Origin of the sequence: Weizmannia sp. FSL W8-1119 (assembly GCF_038008605.1) — a bacterium.
GTDB lineage: Bacteria > Bacillota > Bacilli > Bacillales > Bacillaceae_C > Weizmannia > Weizmannia coagulans.
In genome coordinates this window covers 1,000,551-1,019,992 of sequence record NZ_JBBOZL010000001.1, presented here as the reverse complement: position 1 = coordinate 1,019,992, position 19,442 = coordinate 1,000,551, and the positions used below count along the sequence as shown (strand labels likewise).

At 48.1% G+C, this 19,442-nt stretch carries 21 protein-coding genes; 5 read left to right on the top strand and 16 right to left on the bottom strand.

Translation table 11 applies throughout. From position 1 onward, the window contains the following. Positions 1-41: 41 nt before the first annotated feature. The 3 genes from NSQ19_RS04830 to NSQ19_RS04820 all read right to left on the bottom strand — a co-directional run bounded on the left by NSQ19_RS04830 (position 42) and on the right by NSQ19_RS04820 (position 1,143). Complete coding sequence (locus NSQ19_RS04830) at positions 42-419, bottom strand: hypothetical protein (protein ID WP_013858949.1); 378 nt, start codon at positions 417-419, stop codon at positions 42-44. 73 nt (positions 420-492) lie between these two features. Next, positions 493-732, bottom strand: coding sequence for a YlbE-like family protein (locus NSQ19_RS04825; RefSeq protein WP_029142113.1), 240 nt, complete (start codon positions 730-732; stop codon positions 493-495). Between the two features lie 15 nt (positions 733-747). Then, positions 748-1,143 carry a YlbD family protein gene (locus tag NSQ19_RS04820; protein ID WP_061566719.1) on the bottom strand — a complete coding sequence of 132 codons (396 nt, stop codon included), beginning with the start codon at positions 1,141-1,143 and terminating at the stop codon, positions 748-750. A 180-nt stretch (positions 1,144-1,323) separates the two neighbouring features. Between NSQ19_RS04820 and NSQ19_RS04815 the strand changes: the two genes are divergently transcribed. After that, a complete protein-coding gene (locus NSQ19_RS04815) occupies positions 1,324-1,803 on the top strand; it encodes a PaaI family thioesterase (protein ID WP_013858946.1) in 480 nt (159 codons plus the stop codon). Between the two features lie 111 nt (positions 1,804-1,914). Here NSQ19_RS04815 and NSQ19_RS04810 read toward each other — a convergent pair whose 3' ends face one another. Then, the gene (locus NSQ19_RS04810; RefSeq protein WP_061574856.1) at positions 1,915-2,853 is read right to left on the bottom strand and encodes a CAP domain-containing protein; all 939 of its coding nucleotides are present in this window, start codon (positions 2,851-2,853) and stop codon (positions 1,915-1,917) included. Between the two features lie 341 nt (positions 2,854-3,194). Here NSQ19_RS04810 and NSQ19_RS04805 point away from each other — a divergent pair, with 341 nt between their 5' ends. After that, positions 3,195-3,554 (top strand): YugN family protein, encoded by a 360-nt coding sequence (locus tag NSQ19_RS04805; protein WP_013858944.1) that lies wholly within the window; start codon positions 3,195-3,197, stop codon positions 3,552-3,554. Positions 3,555-3,608: 54 nt separating this feature from the next. On the opposite strand, the gene ctaG is transcribed toward NSQ19_RS04805, so the two are convergent. The 6 genes from ctaG to cyoE all read right to left on the bottom strand — a co-directional run bounded on the left by ctaG (position 3,609) and on the right by cyoE (position 10,005). Further along, on the bottom strand, positions 3,609-4,529 hold the full coding sequence (gene ctaG / locus NSQ19_RS04800) for a cytochrome c oxidase assembly factor CtaG (protein ID WP_029141369.1): 921 nt from the start codon (positions 4,527-4,529) through the stop codon (positions 3,609-3,611). Between the two features lie 534 nt (positions 4,530-5,063). Next, positions 5,064-5,393: a cytochrome c oxidase subunit IVB gene (gene ctaF / locus NSQ19_RS04795; RefSeq protein ID WP_013858942.1), complete on the bottom strand. Its 330-nt coding sequence runs from the start codon at positions 5,391-5,393 to the stop codon at positions 5,064-5,066. A gap of 3 nt (positions 5,394-5,396) precedes the next feature. Continuing rightward, the gene (locus NSQ19_RS04790) at positions 5,397-6,023 is read right to left on the bottom strand and encodes a cytochrome (ubi)quinol oxidase subunit III (protein ID WP_013858941.1); all 627 of its coding nucleotides are present in this window, start codon (positions 6,021-6,023) and stop codon (positions 5,397-5,399) included. Continuing rightward, positions 6,023-7,894 carry a cytochrome c oxidase subunit I gene (gene ctaD, locus NSQ19_RS04785; RefSeq protein ID WP_340702487.1) on the bottom strand — a complete coding sequence of 624 codons (1,872 nt, stop codon included), beginning with the start codon at positions 7,892-7,894 and terminating at the stop codon, positions 6,023-6,025. The genes NSQ19_RS04790 and ctaD overlap by 1 nt, the downstream gene beginning before the upstream one ends. Positions 7,895-7,930: 36 nt before the next feature. Then, positions 7,931-9,004 carry a cytochrome c oxidase subunit II gene (gene coxB / locus NSQ19_RS04780; RefSeq protein ID WP_265115439.1) on the bottom strand — a complete coding sequence of 358 codons (1,074 nt, stop codon included), beginning with the start codon at positions 9,002-9,004 and terminating at the stop codon, positions 7,931-7,933. 86 nt (positions 9,005-9,090) lie between these two features. Then, on the bottom strand, positions 9,091-10,005 hold the full coding sequence (gene cyoE / locus NSQ19_RS04775; protein WP_061574861.1) for a heme o synthase: 915 nt from the start codon (positions 10,003-10,005) through the stop codon (positions 9,091-9,093). A gap of 480 nt (positions 10,006-10,485) precedes the next feature. On the opposite strand from cyoE, the gene NSQ19_RS04770 reads away from it, so the two are divergent. Continuing rightward, a complete protein-coding gene (locus NSQ19_RS04770) occupies positions 10,486-11,433 on the top strand; it encodes a COX15/CtaA family protein (protein WP_133537212.1) in 948 nt (315 codons plus the stop codon). A gap of 176 nt (positions 11,434-11,609) precedes the next feature. Here NSQ19_RS04770 and NSQ19_RS04765 read toward each other — a convergent pair whose 3' ends face one another. Then, positions 11,610-12,827 carry an FtsW/RodA/SpoVE family cell cycle protein gene (locus tag NSQ19_RS04765; RefSeq protein ID WP_118498792.1) on the bottom strand — a complete coding sequence of 406 codons (1,218 nt, stop codon included), beginning with the start codon at positions 12,825-12,827 and terminating at the stop codon, positions 11,610-11,612. A gap of 178 nt (positions 12,828-13,005) precedes the next feature. After that, the gene (locus NSQ19_RS04760) at positions 13,006-13,287 is read right to left on the bottom strand and encodes a YlaN family protein (RefSeq protein ID WP_013858935.1); all 282 of its coding nucleotides are present in this window, start codon (positions 13,285-13,287) and stop codon (positions 13,006-13,008) included. Between the two features lie 645 nt (positions 13,288-13,932). Here NSQ19_RS04760 and NSQ19_RS04755 point away from each other — a divergent pair. Next, positions 13,933-14,424: a hypothetical protein gene (locus NSQ19_RS04755; protein ID WP_029141368.1), complete on the top strand. Its 492-nt coding sequence runs from the start codon at positions 13,933-13,935 to the stop codon at positions 14,422-14,424. A 63-nt stretch (positions 14,425-14,487) separates the two neighbouring features. Here NSQ19_RS04755 and NSQ19_RS04750 read toward each other — a convergent pair whose 3' ends face one another. The 3 genes from NSQ19_RS04750 to typA form a co-directional block, all read right to left on the bottom strand. Further along, entirely contained in the window at positions 14,488-15,816 is a 1,329-nt protein-coding gene (locus tag NSQ19_RS04750) for a PhoH family protein (RefSeq protein WP_017554428.1), read from the bottom strand. A 187-nt stretch (positions 15,817-16,003) separates the two neighbouring features. Continuing rightward, a complete protein-coding gene (locus NSQ19_RS04745; protein ID WP_061566274.1) occupies positions 16,004-16,336 on the bottom strand; it encodes a YlaH-like family protein in 333 nt (110 codons plus the stop codon). Between the two features lie 64 nt (positions 16,337-16,400). Then, a complete protein-coding gene (gene typA, locus NSQ19_RS04740) occupies positions 16,401-18,245 on the bottom strand; it encodes a translational GTPase TypA (protein WP_340702486.1) in 1,845 nt (614 codons plus the stop codon). Between the two features lie 124 nt (positions 18,246-18,369). On the opposite strand from typA, the gene NSQ19_RS04735 reads away from it, so the two are divergent. Next, the gene (locus NSQ19_RS04735; RefSeq protein ID WP_013858930.1) at positions 18,370-18,555 is read left to right on the top strand and encodes a YlaF family protein; all 186 of its coding nucleotides are present in this window, start codon (positions 18,370-18,372) and stop codon (positions 18,553-18,555) included. A gap of 12 nt (positions 18,556-18,567) precedes the next feature. Here NSQ19_RS04735 and NSQ19_RS04730 read toward each other — a convergent pair whose 3' ends face one another. Beyond that, positions 18,568-19,362 (bottom strand): inositol monophosphatase family protein, encoded by a 795-nt coding sequence (locus NSQ19_RS04730; RefSeq protein ID WP_340702485.1) that lies wholly within the window; start codon positions 19,360-19,362, stop codon positions 18,568-18,570. Positions 19,363-19,442: the final 80 nt, after the last annotated feature.

The window sequence follows — 19,442 nt, the reverse complement described above, 5'->3', positions numbered from 1 at the left end:
TGATTTTACCATGTTTCCGCAAGCTTTGCGAATTTGCCCGGTCAGCTGACAGAAATATAAAACTGCCTGTGAATGCCTAAGCGGGCGCCTGTGTTTTTGTCCACCACTTCCAGCTGCACGGTATGTACCCCTTTATCAAGCCCTTTTACAACAAATGCAGCCGTATTGTACTCGCCTTTCCATACACCATCCACATAAACTTTGATTTTTGCCGGTTTGGCATGCCGGCTGCCTGAAAAAGTGACGCTTGGAATCATGCATTCCACAAATAAATCCTGGTCCTTTACAAAATACCGGACGGATGCCTGATTTTCTGCCGCAGAAGCAGCATCCGCTTCCCGCTGCTCTTTACGCGGCATGTGCCCGCTGCAGCCGGCACACAGCAAACATACAGCAAGGAATCCTGCAACCATTTTCATTTCGATCACTCCTTGCGGTTATTTTCCGCAAGAAAGCGCTGATTTACTCAAAAAAGGCAAATTTTTTTGGAAATCATCCTTGTTCATAGATGGACTGCATCATATGCATCATCATTTGTGCCATTTGCAACCCGTTTGCAAACTTTTCAACCCGCTGAGGGATCGTTTTCTGGTAATAATGGAGCGCGGCAATTTGAAACTGTTCCAGTTCCCCGGGATGCCTTGACAATTTCCGGTACCACACCGGCTGCTCCCTTAAAAAGGTTTTCCATTCATTCGACCGCCGGATGACTTCCATCACTTCGTTCCGCATATGTGCAGCCCCTTTCTAGTCTTTTCTGAATGAAAACGGGCCCTTCGGCTGGGGAGCCCGCGATTGCGGCGCCTGTTGCGGTCCTGTAAACTGCGTGATCACATTTTGGACGGCGGCAATCGCTTCCGTCAAATGCTGCAAGTGGCCCTGGACCTGTGCTGTATCCAGGTTCTCGAGCATCGTGCCAAGCTGGTTCAGCCAGCTGCTTTTCCCGCCCGTTTTTTCCTTCGGTCCACTGCCTTCTGCCACGTACTTTTCCCAGACCGGGTCATCTTCGCCCAGTATATACCATTCTTCAAAGAAATCCTGTAAAGATTTTTTTCCGCCCCGGACTTCTTTTAAAATCAGAGGATGGGTTTTTGTAAATGCTTTAAACTTTTCTACGGAAGGATGCAATTTTTTCGTTCCCATTTCCGCTCACCCCGCGAGAAGACATTTTTTTCGAACCTTGGCTTTCTGTTACGTTCACATACCTTCCTCATTTCCAGCATATGCCCGCAGCAAGCAGGTGTGAAGGTTTTCATTTCCCGTGAATTTTGATACGATATGGGTATGCTTTTTAAAAAAACGCGTTAAAAGAGGTATCAGGAGATGAAAGAAGAAATACGCCATACTTTTGAAAAAGTGGTCCAAGCGGCAACGGAAGAAGACTTAATCGTATTGCAGCAAATGTTAAACGGGCTTTCCAATAAGCAGGCCGGGAACGAGCGTACATATTTCAAAGATCTTTTTCTGATGGAAGCGGATTACGGCGGGGAAGAATGCGAGGTGGACATTCCGGTTACGCCGTTACTCTACAATCATTTTTCCATCGTTCACGGCGGGGTAACAGCAACCTTGCTTGATACAGCAATGGGCGTGATGGCAAACAGCCTGTTGCCGGCGGGCCAGCAGGCTGTTACGTCCAGTCTCACCATTCATTATATTGCCCCTGGGACGGGAAGCCGCTTAAAAGCGAAGGCAAAGGTGATCCACCGCGGCACACAAACGATGGTGCTGGAAGGCACTGCCTTTCGGGACGACGGGACAAAGATTGCCCATTGCACGGGTTCTTTTTTCATTTTGAAATGAGAAGCCGGAAATACCGCTGTTTACCCTTTCAAAAGCCCCGGGCAGCCCGCCTGCCTTTTTTAACCATCCTTCAGCCGGACCCTCTCCAGCTTCGGCTGGAACGGTATCCGGCTATGGTGCCTTAATGAAATCCTGGGTATAGTATTTCTGGTACACCCCGACGCCAAGATGGGTAAAGTCTTTCTCCAGCAATGTTTTCCGGTGGCCCTCTGAATTAAGCCATCCCTCCACCGCAGCTGGGCCGTCCGTATAATGGGCGGCAATATTTTCCCCGGCCGCAGCATAAGAAACATGCCCATCCTTTAATCTTTCTTTTAAGTCTCCATATTTGGGGGAGACATGCGAAAAATAATGGCCGTCAGCCATGTCTTCGCTGTGACTGTATGCCACTTCGGAAAGGGCTGTATTCCAGGCCAGTTTTTTTAACCCGAATCGCTCCCTGACGATGTTTGTAAGGTCAAAAATTTGCCTGGCGTTCGCCTTTTCTACGTCAACCCATTTCGGGTCATCCTCCGGGACGGATTGGGGCAGTACTCCGCGGTACACCATTTCATAAGGATGCAGCATCGTCAGTGTGTTTTTATCCATAAAACGGATAAAAAGCAATTTGCCGCTGAACTTATCAAGCGCCAGCTGGGCATAAATGTCTCCAAGACGGACAAGCGGGCGGATATTCAGATCTTCTTCCGACAATTCAAAGCGGTATGTGCCTTCATTTGTTTGCACCGTCATATCCGTATCCATTAAAATGGAACTGTAAATTTTTTCTACATTTTCTCCAATCTCAAACGGGGCTACGTCTAAACGGGTTCCGACAGCGTAAATGGTCGTAACCTTGCCGTTTTTGACGCCTGCCTGAAAGTAACCGGCCGATTTTTTCTTATAAACCCACCAATCATAACCATATGGAGACGGATCCACTCTTTGCGGTTTTCCGAAATGTGCGGTTAACGTTTTTACGGGTTTTCCGATATATACCGACATGCCATGATCCGGGCGGCTGTACGTTTGATTCTTGCTGTGGTCATGAATGTCAGAACTGTTATCCATTTTCTTGTTAGAGGAATGGTTTTGCAGTACGCCGTTTTCAGGACGAAGCTGGACATAAAGCCCGATCAGAAATATGATGACAAGGATCGCGGCTGTTTTTAAAAAGGTACGCAGGTGACTTCACCTCTCTTGATGTTCCGTAAATTTTTTCTCCTTTAATTCATTTTATTATATATTTTACAGTTTTAAGCAGAAAAGCACCAATTTTTTTCAACCGCCTCCGGGAAGGGCAGCTGCTGCGGCCGGCTTTTTTCGGCAATGAATATTTGCATTGCATAAATGTTTGTATTCAGATAAGATAAAATTGAAAGATTTTAATTGCGCGGACGGGAGGGGTATTCTTGCGGTTTGATGACACGGGTTTGGAAAATATGAAAGTGGATTTGACGCGGCTGGACGATGTAATGGAACGGCACAAGATGGTACGTGCCGGGCAATGGGATTACGAACGCGTCACATACGATAGAAAATTTACGATTCAGGAAGGCACCTATTATCTTCGCGTGCAGGGAGTTGCAACCGAGGGGGATGTGGATTCGTTTGATGCCGTGATTCAGTTAAAGGCGCCTATTTTGGGAAAATATTATTATCCGCATGGTGTGGAATACGGTGAGGACGAATATTTTCCGCACGATCTCGTCAAGTATTGCAGAAAAATTTTGGAAGCGCTTAAAAAAGACTTGGCTATATTTGCAGAATAAATTGCGCCGCTCCTGTGGCCCCTGAAAACGGCTGGCCATAGAGAGCGGCCTTTTTTAATGCTGTTCCATTAGCCTCTGCTGTTCTCCTGCAACCGGATTCGTTTCCGGGCTGCCATCTCCCTGTTCTGTCTTTGCCCATTGGAAAAAGATGCGGGCAAGCATGATGCCGTAGACGATTTCCTGCATGATTTTCATCACCACACCGCCAAGCTGCTGGTCCTGCAGTACAGGAAGCGGCGAGAAAAGCGCCGGGGAGCCGTAACGCGCGAGTCCGGAGAGCATGTCAGCAGGCACACATAAATGCATGGACGAAAGCCACATCGTTCCGTCGGAAAAGCTCCTGTAAACCGGATGATTGGCGAACATGATTAAGGCGCATGCAGGGGTTAAAAGCATGGCGCTTGCAAATAAATAAGCGATTTTTTTCAGGCCGCCCAGCGCATATTGCCCGGGCAATGGCGACAAAATCGGCCACCACATCGCTACGGCTAAAAGAAACAGCACGATGGTATAGAGGCTGTGGAGAAACGGATTGACCTTTACCTGATCGAAAACGGCCGGAATGTGGTACAGGGAAAATATAATATTAAAGGTGACAACGGCAAGCACCGGATTTGTAAAGAACCGGACAACGGGCGCCACAACCGGAAGCTGCATCCCCTTTTCCAATATCCACACCGGCATCCCGCGCAAAAACAGCGGCGCCACGATGAAAAAAAGGACAGACATTTGCAGCATATGGACGGAAAACATGATATGCCCGATAAGATCGACAGGAGAGCCTTTGACGATGTAAAGTAGCGCCATCGCTGTGCAAAAAGAAGCGGACTGCGCCGGCCCCGGCGGCGTTGCGTTCAAATAAGACCTTTTGCATAAGGACGCAAGCAGAAAATAAAGAACAACAAACAGTAAGATCGTGATAAAAAAATAAGGGCTCCACAGTGCACGAAATCCGAATATTTCAAGCGGCACCATTTCCACTCCTTTCCGCACCCATTGCAAATGGATTTAAAGCAGGGGCGCCTAAAAAGCGCCCTCCGCTTTTCTTTGTCCAGCTGCGGGCGCTGTCGGCTAGTGAATTTCCAGTCCCCTCCCCTACGATAAGTCAGCATCGGTTCGCCTGCGGCTCACCGTGCTTCCTTTACCCCACATTAACGGGCAGTAAGACCCCCGCTACTGGTATGATGAAAATATGGCACAATAGGCTGAGCGGGGGTCAACTGCCCGTAAATGTCCGATTGGTTCAACTTGCAATCATCAGGGCCAAGGCTCTGATGATTGCAGTTTCACTCAATCTCAGTTCGGGGACTGTGAAATTCATACGCCGACGGGCAAGCGCCCTCCGCTTTTCTTTGTCCAGCTGCGGGCGCTGTCGGCTAGTGAATTTCCAGTCCCCTCCCCTACGATAAGTCAGCATCGGTTCGCCTGCGGCTCACCGTGCTTCCTTTATCTCAGTTCGGGGACTATGAAATTCATACGCCGACGGGCAAGCGCCCTCCGCTTTTCTATTCACCACCAGATGATGGTGAGGAATGCCAGTACTGTGACAAATGCGACGAGTGCGCCGCCAAAGATGAAAAGTTTTGGGCCTTCATGGTGCTTATGGTTCATATGCATGAAATAAAACAACTGAAATACGACCTGGATCGCAGCCAAAAGCAGGATCACCGGAATGGTAAACCATTTGGACAAATGGGCATGGACGGCCCAGAATGCAATAATGGTCAAAAACATCATTAAGATAAAACTGACGACCTGGTACTTCATTTCCTCCGCGCTTTTGCGGCGCCGGTATTCATATTCAACATGGCGTCTGTCCATTTGTGCATTGTGTTCCATTGTCTATCCCACCATCCCCATCAAATATACAACCGTAAAGATAAACACCCAGACGACATCAATAAAGTGCCAATACAGGCTTGCCACATAAAATTTCGGCGCATTGTACAAATTCAAGCCCCGTTTAGCGTTCCGCACCATCAGTGCCGTAATCCATAACAGCCCGAACGCCACGTGGCCGCCGTGGAACCCGACAAGCGTATAAAACGCGGAACCGAATGCGCTGCTTGTAAATGTATGATGGTATTCCGCCACATAATGATGGAATTCATATACTTCAAGCCCAAGAAAACAAGCGCCAAGCAAAACGGTAATCAAGAACCAGGCCTGCATTTTTTTAAAAGCAAAATTTTTCATATGATAAATGGCATACACACTTGTAATGGAACTTGTCAACAGAAAAACCGTGGCCAAAAAGGTCAGCGGCAGTTCAAATAAGTCTTTTGCATGCACCATCGATGCCGGACCCTTGTCTTTCAGCGCCAGGTAGGTGGCAAACAAGGAAGCAAAAAGGACCGTCTCGCCGCCTAAAAACAGCCAAAAACCGAGAAATTTATTCCTGCCTTCAAGCGTCGCCCGCTCCGGGGACTCAGGCCATGTTTTCGCCGTGAAATTTTGTTCTATTTCCATTACGCCCCGGCCCCCCTTTCTTCGCGTTCCATTAAGGCTTCCTTCTTAATATGGTACCCCGTATCATCTTTTACCGACCGGATCAGCATCGATGCAAGGGTAATCGCCAAGCCGATAACAAGGATGGTGGTCCCGGTTTTGGTGTGGGTTGCATGGTACAGCGCGCCGAAAGCGGCAATAAATAGGCCGAATGCCATAAACAATGGCAGGATGGACGGGTTCGGCATATGGATGTCTTTGATCGGCTCTGCCGGTGTCACCTGCTTTTTCCCTTCCATTTTTTCGAGCCACCAGGTGTCAATTCCCCTGACAAGCGGTGTTTGCGCAAAGTTGTATTCCGGCGGCGGAGAAGAAATCGACCATTCGAGCGTCCTGCCAAACTCCCACGGATCGTTTCCGACTTTCCGGTTCTGGACGGCCGTTACAACAATATTGGCCACGAGGATAAGCACACCTGCCGCCATCAGCACCGCGCCGGATGAACTGACGAGGTTATCCGTATCCCAGCCTTGATCCGGCAGATATGTCCACTGCCTTCTCGGCATTCCGAGCAATCCGAGCCAGTGCTGGATCATAAAGGTTAAATGAAAACCGATGAAAAACAGCCAGAATGTGATTTTCCCCATTGTCTCATTCAGCATCGTGCCGAACATTTTTGGCCAGTAATAATGCAGTGCCGAAAGCAGCCCGAACACAACACCGCCGACAATGACATAGTGGAAGTGGGCTACAACAAAATAGCTGTCATGATATTGGTAATCAGCAGGTGCAGCCGCGAGCATCACCCCGGTAACCCCGCCCAATGTAAAGGAAGGGATGAAAGCGGCCGCATAAAGCATCGGCGTTGTAAACCGGATGCTCCCGCCCCACATCGTAAGCAGCCAGTTGAAAATTTTAATGCCCGTCGGCACCGCAATGGTCATCGTGGAGACAGCAAAAATGGCGTTGGCTACGTTGCCCAGGCCGGTTGTAAACATATGGTGGGCCCACACCATAAAGCCTAAAAATCCAATTAAAATGACGGCGAATACCATGGAAGAGTATCCGAATAATCGCTTTTTAGAAAAATGTGCAAAAACTTCAGAGAAAATGCCAAATGCCGGCAAAATGAGAATGTAGACTTCCGGATGCCCGAAAATCCAGAAAAGATGTTCCCAAATGATGGTATTTCCCCCGAAAGCCACGTCAAAAAATTTCGCGCCGAACATCCGGTCAAAAGTCAGCAAAAACAAACCGACCGTCAGCGGCGGAAAAGCAAACAGAATAAGGGCGGACACAACGAAAGTCGTCCATGTGAACATTGGCATGCGCATATACGTCATCCCCGGCGCCCGCATGTTCATGACCGTCACAAGGAAATTCAGCCCGGCAATGAGCGTACCGAAACCTGAAATCTGCAGCCCAAGTGAATAAAAGTCAATCCCGTGCCCGCTGGATGCGAGGGACAGTGAAGCATAAGACGTCCACCCAGCATCAGGCGCGCCCCCGAGAAACCAGGATAAATTCAAGAAAATACCGCCAAAGAAAAACAGCCAGAACCCCAATGCATTTAAAAACGGAAAAGCCACATCACGGGCACCGATCTGAAGCGGGACAATCGCATTCATAAAACCAAACAACAGCGGCATGGCCGCAAGGAAGATCATGGTCGTGCCGTGCATCGTCATGACTTGGTTGTACGTATCCGCGCCGACAAAATGATTGTTCGGCACCGCCAGCTGAATGCGGATCATCAGCGCTTCAATCCCGCCGATGATGAAAAAGAATCCCCCTGTAATCAAATACAAAATGCCGATTTTTTTATGATCCACTGTTGTGAGATATTCATAGACAGTGGCGCCAAAACCTACCTTTTTTGTTCCTACGCTCACTTTAACCTCCCCTTTGCTTTCGAATATCCCCTTGTTTTATTCACCAGCTTTCAGTTGCATCAGATAAGCCGCAAGCGCATCGATTTGCCGGTCGGAAAGCTTATCCCCGAAGGCGGGCATTTTTGTCCCCGGTTTGTATTTTCCCGGATCTTTTATCCAGTTTTTGAGATTGGCCTCATCACGGTCCAAAATGCCGGCGACTTTTTCCCTTTCGCCAAAGGTTGCCAGATTGGGAGCTGTCCGTGCCTGTTCCGGGCGTGTGTCATTCGGCGTGACCGCGTGGCAGCTGATACAGCTTTTTTTGAATACATCCTGCCCTTCCTGTGCGAGAGCGGACGCCGGTTTTGTTTCTTTTGCGTTTTTCATATTGCTGATCCACGCCTTAAATTCATCCTGTGGAACCGCTTTCACTCGGAAGTCCATTAAGGCATGGGAAGGGCCGCATAATTCGGCGCATTTTCCATAAAACACATTTCCGGCATCCTCTGCCTTCTTATCATCAATTTCAAGCCAGAATTTGTTGATATTATCTGTGTTGGCATCCATTTTCCCGCCAACGGACGGTATCCAAAATGAGTGTTTCACATCTGAGGCTTTAACTTGGAAGTAGACTTTCTGGTTTGTCGGGACAACGAGTTCCTGGCTCGTCACCACACCGTAACCCGGGTATTCAAATTCCCACCAATAAAGGCTGGCGCGAACTTTAACGATAAGCGCCCCCTGCTTGGCGTCCCTTTTCTTATCCATCGCTTTTGTATCTCCGAGGCTGAAGACCTGGCTGATGGTTGGAATGGCAATTAAAATCAATAAAACAATCGGAATAATGGTCCATAAGATTTCAAGCTTATGATTCCCCGCTACCTGTTTTGGAATGGATTCGTCCCCTTTTTTCCGCCTGAACCGTATGAGAACGGCAAGGAAAACGGCGAATACGACAACCATGACGAACACCATAATCCAAACGCTCCACATCATCAAATCATACTGCTTCCGGGCCACTTCGCCGGCAGGATCAAGCGCCGACAAATATGGCTTGCCGCAGCCCGAAAGCGCGGCCATAAACAAAGTGACAATAAAAAGCAAACTCCCCTTTTGCAGCCGCTGTTTCATCGCTCTACCAATCCCCTCTTTCCTGTATCTTTCTGTCAGAACAAGGATGCAATCTATTGGATTTCTTTTGCAAGAAAGAACTCCCTTTAGAAAAGCGTAGCGATCACCATTGCTACAAACAAGATCGTTAAATAGTTCAGCGAATAAATAAACATCCATTTCGCCCATTTTAAATCATTTTTCATTTTAAAACCGGACAGGCTTAATGCCAGCCAGCCCAGATTAAACAATGTCGCAAGGATGATAAAACCAATGCCGAGCGGTTTCAGGAAAAACGGCACCGGAATAAGCAGCGCCACCCATATAAGCATATGCCATTTCGTGATTTGAAACCCTTTGACAACCGGAAGCATCGGAATGCCCGCTGCCCGGTATTCTTCGCATTTTTTCATCGCAATCGCATAAAAATGCGGCGGTTGCCAGATAAACATAAGCAAAAACAGCATCCACGGCACAATCCCGAGATGCGGGTCAACAGCCGCCCAGCCGATCAGTGGGGGAACAGCGCCGGCGAAACTGCCGATCACGGTATTGCTGACAAGGGTTCGTTTTGACCACATTGTATACAGCACAACATAGCTGAATGCGCCAAACAGGCCGATCAGACCCGCCATTGGGGTGGTCAAAAACAATAGCAGCGTGCCGAAAGCCACAAATCCGAGGCCGATTGCAAGCACTTTCGCGTTTGAAAATCTGCCCGTAACCGTCGGCCTGAAATTTTTGCTTTTCATAATCGCATCAATATCCTGGTCATACCAGTTGTTCAGGCTGCACGACCCGGCGACAATCAGTGCAGTTCCCGCCATCGCGAGGAACATAATGTCCAGCGACTGCAAAAAATGCCTGTTTGTCAGTTCCAGCGCAAGCCACATTCCGGTAAATGCCGTAATTAAATTTGAGTTTACAATTCCAATTTTAATCAAAGATAAAAAATCTTTAAACGCAGAGGCGTCTGCAGCTTTCACCCTTGTTGTCGTATTCATCGTCCGACTATCTGCCACGATAGCCCCTCCTTCCAATTGTTCAAAACCCTTCAAAAAAAATGCCCTTACACGCTGCCTGCGGATTCCCTTTGCAAATGTTTTTACGATGCCAATAAGGAAAACGGTATACTACAACTATAATCCATCTTTTCCTTTTTGGCTATTAATCAAAACTGTATGTAACGGTATTGCCCTGCTAAGATCATTTATAAGTTTTCCAGCATGCAAATATGTGGAATTCCGGAATATACCTGCCTACATAATATTTAATCATAAATTGCCACGAAGGTGTGATATTTTCGACACATTTTTATGGCAAATTTGTGTCATGGGAAATAAATATTTTTCCTTCAGGCTGTTTTACGATAAGATGATAGTTGGAAGTACCTTGCCGAACGGATTTTCTACTATATGAACGGTTGCAATAATGCGGGACTGTATGTTGCATTTGCGGCTGCTGATACATGTTTACAAATGAGATTAAAGAAGGTGGAACAATTGCGCACAACTTTAAAATGGCTCGGGGTAGTGACAACTTTATCGATGATGGTGGTTTTAATTGGCGGGGCACTTGTCACCAATACCGGTTCAAGCCTTGGCTGCGGCCGCCAATGGCCGCTTTGCAACGGCAAAATTTTTCCTGATCCGCTCACTGTCGAGTCGCTGATCGAGTGGCTGCACAGATTTTGTACGGGCATCGCATCGTTTCTTGTCTTTGCGCTTGCCATTTGGTCATGGTTTGCAATCGGCCATAAAAAAGAAACGAAATTTTTATCCATTATTTCCGTCATTTTTCTGCTTTTGCAGGCATTTCTCGGCATGGCGGCAGTCGTCTGGGGTTCATCCGATCTTGTGATGGCGCTCCATTTCGGCGTCTCTCTCATTTCGTTTGCGTCCGTGCTGATGCTGACTTTGATGGTATTTGAATGGGACCAGAAATTTGACGCAGGCAGGCTTGTCCTTGAAAAAAGCATGAAACGGCATACGATCGGCGTGACCGTTTACAGCTTTATCGTCGTCTATATGGGCGCGCTTGTCCGCCATATGAACGCAAGCCTTGTTTGCCGGGATTTCCCATTTTGTGTGAACAGCGACCCTTCCCTGCCCGGAAACCGGTACGAATGGGTGCAGATGGGCCACCGGACGGCGGCACTCCTCATCTTTGTCTGGATTGCTTATATCACCTTTAGAGCCGTAAGACATTATCAAAACCAGCGTGTCATTTACTGGGGATGGATCATTTCGTTCGTGCTTGTCTGCCTGCAGGCTGTGTCAGGCGCCATGGTCGTTTTTACGAGGATGGATCTTACTTTCACCCTCCTGCACGCATTTTTCATTTCCTGCCTGTTCGGCGTGTTATGTTATTTGAACCTTGTTGTCGGGAGAGTAAAACAATTTGCCAAAAGCAAAGACAGCCTTCTGCTGAAAAAAGCCCGGGTCCGCTGAGTTCCGAAAAAACAATAGTGCCGCCTGTTGCGGCCTGAAAAATAAAAAAGCTGTCCTGTTGCAAAACAAGGCAGAAAAGGGCTTACGCAAGATAAGCAGAAAAGGCGCAAGGCATAAAACCTTGCGCCTTTTATTTTAGCCTCTGCTTTATCTCTGCCGCGCGCCTGTTTTTTTCGTTACGGCCTTGAATAGACCTGATACGGCCTCCGGTTTGCATCGTCCGCTTCCTGCGGCTTTTCCTGTTTGTGTTTATACTTTTCCTCATACTTTGTAAACATGCCCACATTAACCAGAATGCCGAGTGAAAGGGACAAAATCAGAAGCGATGAACCGCCGTAGCTGATAAACGGCAATGTCACCCCCGTAATTGGAATCAGGCCGCAGACGCCGCCCAGATTGATAAATGTTTGGATGGCAATCATGCCGGAAATTCCGATGGCAAGCAGGCTTCCGAACTGGTCTTTTGAATGGATGCCAATATATATGCCACGCAGCACAAGGTAGCAAAGCCCACCGATTACAAACAGGACGCCAAAAGCCCCGAGTTCTTCGGCAATAATGGCCATAATAAAATCGGTATGGGGCTCCGGAAGATAACCGAGTTTTTGGATGCTTTCCCCGAGCCCCTGCCCTTTCAGCCCGCCAGACCCGATCGCAATATAGGAATTTACGAGCTGAAGGCCTTCCCCGCCTTCGTTCTGAAAAGGATTCAAATAGCCTGTAAACCGTGCGATCTTAACCGGCGTAAAGATTTTGTCCTTTTCCAAAAAAAGAAACGGCGACAGCAGGACGGCAAATGCAAGACCAAGCCCAGCCAGCTTCAGCATGGTTTTCAGGCGCATGCCGGATGCAATGATGATCGTGCAGCCAATCCCAAAAATAATGGTCGCCGTCCCGATATCCGGCTGGATCGCAACCAGGAAACAAACAACGATGAGAAAGATAAGCGGCGGGACAACCCCCTTGTTGAAAATGTCAATGTATGCCTGCTTCTTGGCATACACGGCGGACAGATAAATAATAATCGCAACCTTAACAAATTCTGACGGCTGCAGGGAACTGGAACCGAGCCGGAACCAACTTTGTGCGTTGTTCGATGTATGGCCGAAAATAAACAGCGCCAAAAGCCCGAACATCGACCCGCACATCAGCAACGCAAGGAATTTTTTGCTCGCGTATAGTTTATACGGGAGAAAAGCCGTGACGGTAAACGCAAGGAGAGCAAGGGCCAAATTGATTTTCTGCTTGTTGTAAAAATAGGCGCTGTCCATCCCGTAACGCTGCACTGCAATCACCATGCTGGAACTGTAAATCATTACCAAACCGAATAAGCAAAGAAGCAGGTAGACAATGATGACCGAGTAGTCGAATGATTTTAAGATTTTTTTCAGCATAGAAACCTTCCAATCCGTAAAAACTGCAACATTCTTGATAAAAAATATTCTACCGTTTTAAAAAAACTCCTGCCGTTATTTTTAAATTATAACATCTTTTTCGCCGGCCGCCATTGCCTGGCCCTTTTTCAAAAAATAAAAAACTCAAACAACCGGAACATCGTTTGAGTTTTCAACATCATTTTTTTATATATGCATCATGCAAAAGGGACAGTTCCTGTTCAAGCGAATCAAGAAGCCGCTTTCCGTCACCGGCATCCACTAAGCCGAGCCGGACCGCAAAATCTATTTCACGGGATAAACCAAACATTTGTGTATCCAACACTTCCTCATATAAAGGGCATTGGGGCATCGTTAAGTTATCCATTTGAACCTGAATTAATTTTAATATCTTTTCTGCGTCCGCCTTGAGCAGGCTGTATGCTTTTTCCCGGTGGTTCACCTTTGTTTCAGACGCCAAATTGATCCCCCCGTTCATATATCAATCTAATTAAAAATTGTACCTTTAAAACCGTGATTTTGCAAGTTATACGAAATGCGGAGGGCGCTTGCCCGTCGGCGTATGAATTTCATAGTCCCCGAACTGAGATAAAGGAAGCACGGTGAGCCGCAGGCGAACCGATGCTGACTTATCGTAGGGGAGGGGACTGGAAATTCATTAGCCGACAGCGCCCGCAGCTGGACAAAGAAATGCGGAGGGCGCTTGCCCGTCGGCGTATGAATTTCATAGTCCCCGAACTGAGATTGAGTGAAACTGCAATCATCAAGGCCAAGGCCTTGATGATTGCAAGTTGAACCAATCGGACATTTACGGGCAGTTGACCCCAGCTTAGCCAATTGTGCCATATTTTCATTATACTTGTGGCGGGGGGCTTACTGCCCGTTAATGTGGGATAAAGGAAGCACGGTGAGCCGCAGGCGAACCGATGCTGACTTATCGTAGGGGAAGGGACTGGAAATTCATTAGCCGACAGCGCCCGCAGCTGGACAAAGAAATGCGGAGGGCGCTTGTTCGTCGGCCGGGCTATTTTTATACGCTTTCAAGTGACACGGGCAGCCGTAAAAGGTATAATGCTGTATAGACGGACAGAAAGGGGCTACAATGATGATTATGCAAATAAAGGGAAAAGTGAAGTTTCCGATTACACTTGATGTCGGCACTTGGATATTTGATGACCGGAAAATCGATCTTGATACATATTTCGACGAAGAAAAGCAGGAAACCAGCCAGGAAGAAGCCTACTTAAAGAAAACCGGCAAATATTTTGATAAAGCCATGGCAGAAGGGGCTGATCCGCAGGCTGCTGTAAGGACAAAGCCAAAGTTTAAACGGCACCATCTAAAAACCGGGACATTTGGCATTCCGGTCGGCCTGTTCATCCAAAATGCGGAGCCGCTGGAAGATGCGGAAAAAATCGTGTTTGAAACAAAGAACGGGCCTGTCGCTTATCCGCTTGAAATGGCCGGCCATTTAATTGCTGCCTTTTCTTTTAAAGGAGAAGCGCTGAAAGAAGACGGCCCGCTTCACATTTTATTGGATGACGGTTCAAACCGGGAAAACCCGGTCAAATATGTAACCGGTATCCGCATTGAATAATCCCGGATGCCGGGGGCAGCGCTAAAACATCCTGAGGCGTCTGCTCCCGGTTTTTTCATGCCCTTACAACAGGTCTGCCGCGATTTGCGCGAGTTTTGAGCGCTCGCCCTTTAGCAGCTTCACATGTCCGGCAAGCGGCACATCTTTAAACTTCTCAACGACGTACGTCAGCCCGTTATTGTAAGCATCCAAATACGGATGGTCAATTTGTTCCGGATCCCCCATTAACACGATTTTACTCTGCTCCCCTACCCTTGTTAAAATCGTCTTTACTTCATGCTTGGATAAATTTTGCGCCTCATCAATAATGATATATTGCCCCGGGATGCTGCGCCCGCGGATATAAGTTAGCGCCTCTACCTCAATCGAACTCATGCCGGAGAGAATCCCGTCAATTTCCCCTGCTTTCTTCGTATTAAACAAAAACTCAAGATTATCGTAGATGGGCTGCATCCACGGCCGCAGCTTTTCCTGCTTTTCTCCCGGCAAATAGCCGATATCTTTGCCAAACGGGACAATCGGCCGCGCGACCAAAAGCTTTTTATAATCATGCAAATCTTCCGTCTGCATCAGGCCTGCAGCAAGGGCAAGCAATGTTTTGCCCGTTCCCGCTTTCCCGGTCAGGGTGACAAGCGGAATATCAGGGCGCAGCAAAAGTTCCATCGCCATCCACTGCTGGGCGTTTCTCGGCTTGATTCCCCAGACAGCATCCTGCACGTTAAAAAGTTTCCTCACCGTCTTCCCGGCTTGGTCCACAATGCCGATGGCGGAAGCCGAGCTGCCGAGCGCATCTTTCAAAATCAAAAATTGGTTCGAATAGAACGGATGATTGGCAATTTCACTCAGTGCCAGTTCCTGCTTTTCATAAAACCGTTTCAATAAATCGGGGCTGATATACATTTCCATTTGCCCGGTATAAAGATGGTCGAGGCTTACGACACGGTCGTTTAAAAAATCCTCCGCCAACAGGCCGAGCGCGTCCGCCTTCACCCGGACGAGTGCATCTTTGCTGACAAGAATTACCGGGCGGCCATTTTCTTTTCTCTCTTCTTCCAGCGATAAATTTTTCGCAACCGCGAGGATCCGGTTGTCATTTGTTTTTTCCACGAAAATATCCTGCAGCTGGTGAAATGAGCGGTGATTCAGCTCAATTCTGAGCACGCCGCCGTTTTCAAGCGGGATTTTTTCATGTAATTTTCCGGCTTGCCGGAAACCGTCCATTAATTTGGATACCTGGCGCGCATTTCTGCCGATTTCGTCCATATTTCTTTTTTTGGAATCCACTTCTTCCAGTACAACAGCCGGTATGACAATTTCATTATCTTCAAAAGAAAAGATGGCATATGGATCCTGGAGCAATACATTGGTATCCAAGACGTATATTTTCTTCAAATCGATGCCCCCTGCTTCACTTGGATTATGTTAGTTTATGTGAGCGCGGTGTGACCTGTTCATCGCTGGGATTGGACAAAGGACCAGGCACTGCTAAAGTATATGTACGGGCAAGTCCGGTTAGAATCATTGCACGCGTCCGGGGCTTTTTGCGGCGCAAAAAAAAGCTTCCGGGGCCGGAAGCGTGCTACATTGGAAAACGTTCCTTTTTTTCAGTTTTTTTATGCTGGTACAGGCGGATTTTGTAAACGCCAAGCACAACAGCCGCTAAACAGAGTGATTCCCCTACAGGCAAAAAGATTGCAAAAAACGTGAGCAGCGTGCATCCCATAAGGAGCAGCACATAAATGACAGCAGATTTCAGAACCGGCAATTTTCTCGCAAATCCGAGCCGGTAGACAATGACCGAGAGAACGACGATGGTGAGATACAAGAGCCACATCCCCGGTTCCGGGTTTTCATCCACTTTGTACAATGCCGCAAAAAATGACAATTGGTGGTGAACCGCCTCGCTTGTCATCCTATCTCCCCTTTTCCCCTTTGAATAGATGAAAGAACAGGGTCATGCCGGCCCTATTCTTTGTTTATGCATTTTCTGCTGCTTTTGCCCGTTTCTGCGCTTTTTCGCGCTCGCTCTTATTCAGGATTTTTTTGCGCAGCCGGATCGATTCCGGCGTCACTTCGCAATATTCGTCATCGTTCAGGTATTCGAGCGCCTGTTCCAGCGACATAATGCGCGGCTTTTTGATGACCGCCGTCTGGTCTTTTGTTGCTGAACGGACGTTTGTCGCGTGTTTTGCTTTCGTAATATTGACGGCAATATCATTTTCACGGGAGTTTTCCCCGACGATCATGCCTTCATAAATGTCCGTGCCTGGCTCAACAAACAGCGTGCCGCGGTCTTCCACCTGCATCATGCCGTATGTCGTGGCTTTGCCCGTTTCCATGGAGACGAGAACGCCGTTTCTGCGGCCGCCGACACGTCCTGGCTGCATCGGCTGGTAGGAATCAAACGTATGGTTTAAAATGCCGTAGCCTCTTGTGAGCGTCATAAATTCGGTCGTATAGCCGATCAATCCGCGGGCCGGGACATTGAAAATCAGGCGGACTTGTCCATTGCCGTTATTGATCATATCGAGCATTTCGCCTTTCCGGGAACCGAGCGACTCAATAATCGAACCGGTATATTCTTCCGGCGTATCGATTTGGACGCGTTCCACCGGTTCGCATTTGACGCCGTCGATTTCTTTAATGATCACTTTCGGCTTTGAAACCTGCAGTTCAAACCCTTCGCGGCGCATATTTTCAATTAAAATGGATAAATGCAGTTCCCCCCGCCCGGACACAACCCATGCATCCGGAGAGTCGGTGTTTTCAACGCGCAAGCTGACATCCGTCTGCAGCTGCGAACGGAGCCGTTCTTCAATTTTCCGCGCCGTCACAAATTTTCCTTCACGGCCGGCAAACGGGCTGTTATTGACGAGGAAAGTCATTTGCAAAGTCGGCTCATCAATGCGGAGCGGCGTCAGCGCTTCCTGGTGTTCAACCGGGCAGACCGTTTCCCCGACATTGATGTCTTCCATTCCGGACACCGCAATCAAATCCCCGGCATATGCTTCCTCGATTTCTTCCCGTTTCAGCCCGAAGAAACCGAACATTTTGGTGACACGGAACTGCTTGACGCTGCCGTCCAGCTTCATCAATGCCACCTGCTGGCCGACATGCATTTTCCCGCGGAAAACGCGGCCGATGCCGATCCGCCCGACATAATCGTTGTAATCAAGCAGCGCAACCTGGAACTGGAGCGGTTCTTCGCGGTTGTCGACAGGCGCCGGAATATGTTCGATAATCGTATCAAACAGCACCTTCATATTTCCTTCCTGTTTGGCCGGATCCGGATCGAGGCTTGCCGTACCGTTGATGGCGGAAGCATACACAACTGGAAACTCCAGCTGTTCATCATTGGCATCCAGTTCAATAAATAATTCAAGCACTTCATCGACCACTTCTTCAGGGCGTGCAAAATCGCGGTCAATTTTGTTTACGACCACAATCGGCGTCAGGTTTTGTTCCAGCGCTTTTTTCAGCACGAAACGCGTCTGCGGCATGCAGCCTTCATAGGCATCCACCACAAGCAAGACCCCGTCCACCATTTTCATAATCCGTTCGACTTCGCCGCCAAAGTCGGCATGTCCCGGAGTATCCAAAATATTGATTTTCTTATCTTTATAATGAACTGCCGTGTTTTTGGCAAGAATCGTAATGCCTCTTTCCCGTTCCAGATCATTGGAGTCCATTGCACGTTCTTCAACATGCTCATTGGCACGGAAAGCACCGGACTGCTTCAGCAGCTGGTCCACAAGCGTCGTCTTCCCATGGTCTACGTGCGCGATAATGGCAATGTTGCGTAAATCTTCTCTTCTTTTCAAAAACATTTCCTCCTGCCTAAACGCAAATCTATGTTAGTCTATACCTTTAACTAAAATATTATAACACAATGCTGGCTTTATTAAAACATTTTCGGTAAAATAAGGGGAAAGGGAGGTTCACCGTATGCGGGAAATCAAATGGGTATTTGTGTTCTTTTCACTGGCCGCATTCCTTTCGATGTGCGGCATCGGCGTTGCGATCGGCGCCCAAAGCGTTGCCGGGATTCTCGGCTGCACCGCGCTTCTCATTGCCATTATGGGGTTCGGCTTTAAAACAAAGAAAAAAATGCGTGAAGAGGGGAAACTGTGAGCCCCTCTTTTCTTATTCCCGCCCTTTTAAATACCGCTTCAAAATTTCCTCATGCAGCCCGGGCCTGCCGGCAAACACGGAACTGTTTCCGAGCATATCGAGCGGGCGCCCGTAAACGTCCGTCACAACGCCGCCCACTTCTTCCACGATCACTTTCCCGGCGGCAAAATCCCAAGGTGACAAGCGCATCGTAATATAAGCATCAAGCCTTCCCATTGCTACATAAGCAAGCTCAAGCGCTGCCGACCCGTAACTCCTTGTGCCGCGCACATCCCTGACCAGCGCCGCCAGACGGGCCGGGTCGATACCCCTGTTTTCCACCATACAATACGGGTTCAGTGCAAGGATCGTATCCTCGAGCCTGTTTTGCGCAAGCAGCGGAATCCGTTCCCCGTTGAAATAAGCCCCCTTGCCCTTTTCTGCAAAATACATTTCTTTCCGGACGACATCATAAATATAGCCTAGTTTGCCTTCTCCGTTCTCGTAGACCCCAATTGAAATCATGAAATTGACTTTTTGGTGGACAAAATTGACCGTCCCGTCAATCGGATCCACAATCCAGACGATGCCTTCCATATTCCGGATGTCTTCGCCGAAGCCTTCTTCACCCAAAATGTGGTGATCCGGGAAGGTTGTCCGGATTTTGCCGATTAAAAATTGTTCTGTTTCCTTATCAATATTGGTCACCAGATCATTGCGGTCCGATTTTGTTTCAATTTGAAGCGGTTTTTGCGAAGCAAGAATCCGCTCGCCCGCTTCCCTGATCCACCGGACGGCATATGTATTGATTTCTTCCCATCTGTCCATAGCCGGACCCTCCATCTTTCCAAATCATTTCCCTTAAGCGTAAAGGAAATGAAGATAATTATCAAGTTTTGGGAACGCAT

What these genes read in the sequence shown, in the direction of transcription:
- NSQ19_RS04830 (WP_013858949.1), bottom strand. Translation starts at nt 419, where the DNA reads ATGAAAATGGTTGCAGGATTCCTTGCTGTATGTTTGCTGTGTGCCGGC.
- NSQ19_RS04825 (WP_029142113.1), bottom strand. Translation starts at nt 732, where the DNA reads ATGCGGAACGAAGTGATGGAAGTCATCCGGCGGTCGAATGAATGGAAA.
- NSQ19_RS04820 (WP_061566719.1), bottom strand. Translation starts at nt 1,143, where the DNA reads ATGGGAACGAAAAAATTGCATCCTTCCGTAGAAAAGTTTAAAGCATTT.
- NSQ19_RS04815 (WP_013858946.1), top strand. Translation starts at nt 1,324, where the DNA reads ATGAAAGAAGAAATACGCCATACTTTTGAAAAAGTGGTCCAAGCGGCA.
- NSQ19_RS04810 (WP_061574856.1), bottom strand. Translation starts at nt 2,853, where the DNA reads ATGGATAACAGTTCTGACATTCATGACCACAGCAAGAATCAAACGTAC.
- ctaG (WP_029141369.1), bottom strand. Translation starts at nt 4,529, where the DNA reads ATGGTGCCGCTTGAAATATTCGGATTTCGTGCACTGTGGAGCCCTTAT.
- ctaF (WP_013858942.1), bottom strand. Translation starts at nt 5,393, where the DNA reads ATGGAACACAATGCACAAATGGACAGACGCCATGTTGAATATGAATAC.
- NSQ19_RS04790 (WP_013858941.1), bottom strand. Translation starts at nt 6,023, where the DNA reads ATGGAAATAGAACAAAATTTCACGGCGAAAACATGGCCTGAGTCCCCG.
- coxB (WP_265115439.1), bottom strand. Translation starts at nt 9,004, where the DNA reads ATGAAACAGCGGCTGCAAAAGGGGAGTTTGCTTTTTATTGTCACTTTG.
- NSQ19_RS04765 (WP_118498792.1), bottom strand. Translation starts at nt 12,827, where the DNA reads ATGCTGAAAAAAATCTTAAAATCATTCGACTACTCGGTCATCATTGTC.
- NSQ19_RS04755 (WP_029141368.1), top strand. Translation starts at nt 13,933, where the DNA reads ATGATTATGCAAATAAAGGGAAAAGTGAAGTTTCCGATTACACTTGAT.
- NSQ19_RS04745 (WP_061566274.1), bottom strand. Translation starts at nt 16,336, where the DNA reads ATGACAAGCGAGGCGGTTCACCACCAATTGTCATTTTTTGCGGCATTG.
- NSQ19_RS04735 (WP_013858930.1), top strand. Translation starts at nt 18,370, where the DNA reads ATGCGGGAAATCAAATGGGTATTTGTGTTCTTTTCACTGGCCGCATTC.
- NSQ19_RS04730 (WP_340702485.1), bottom strand. Translation starts at nt 19,362, where the DNA reads ATGGACAGATGGGAAGAAATCAATACATATGCCGTCCGGTGGATCAGG.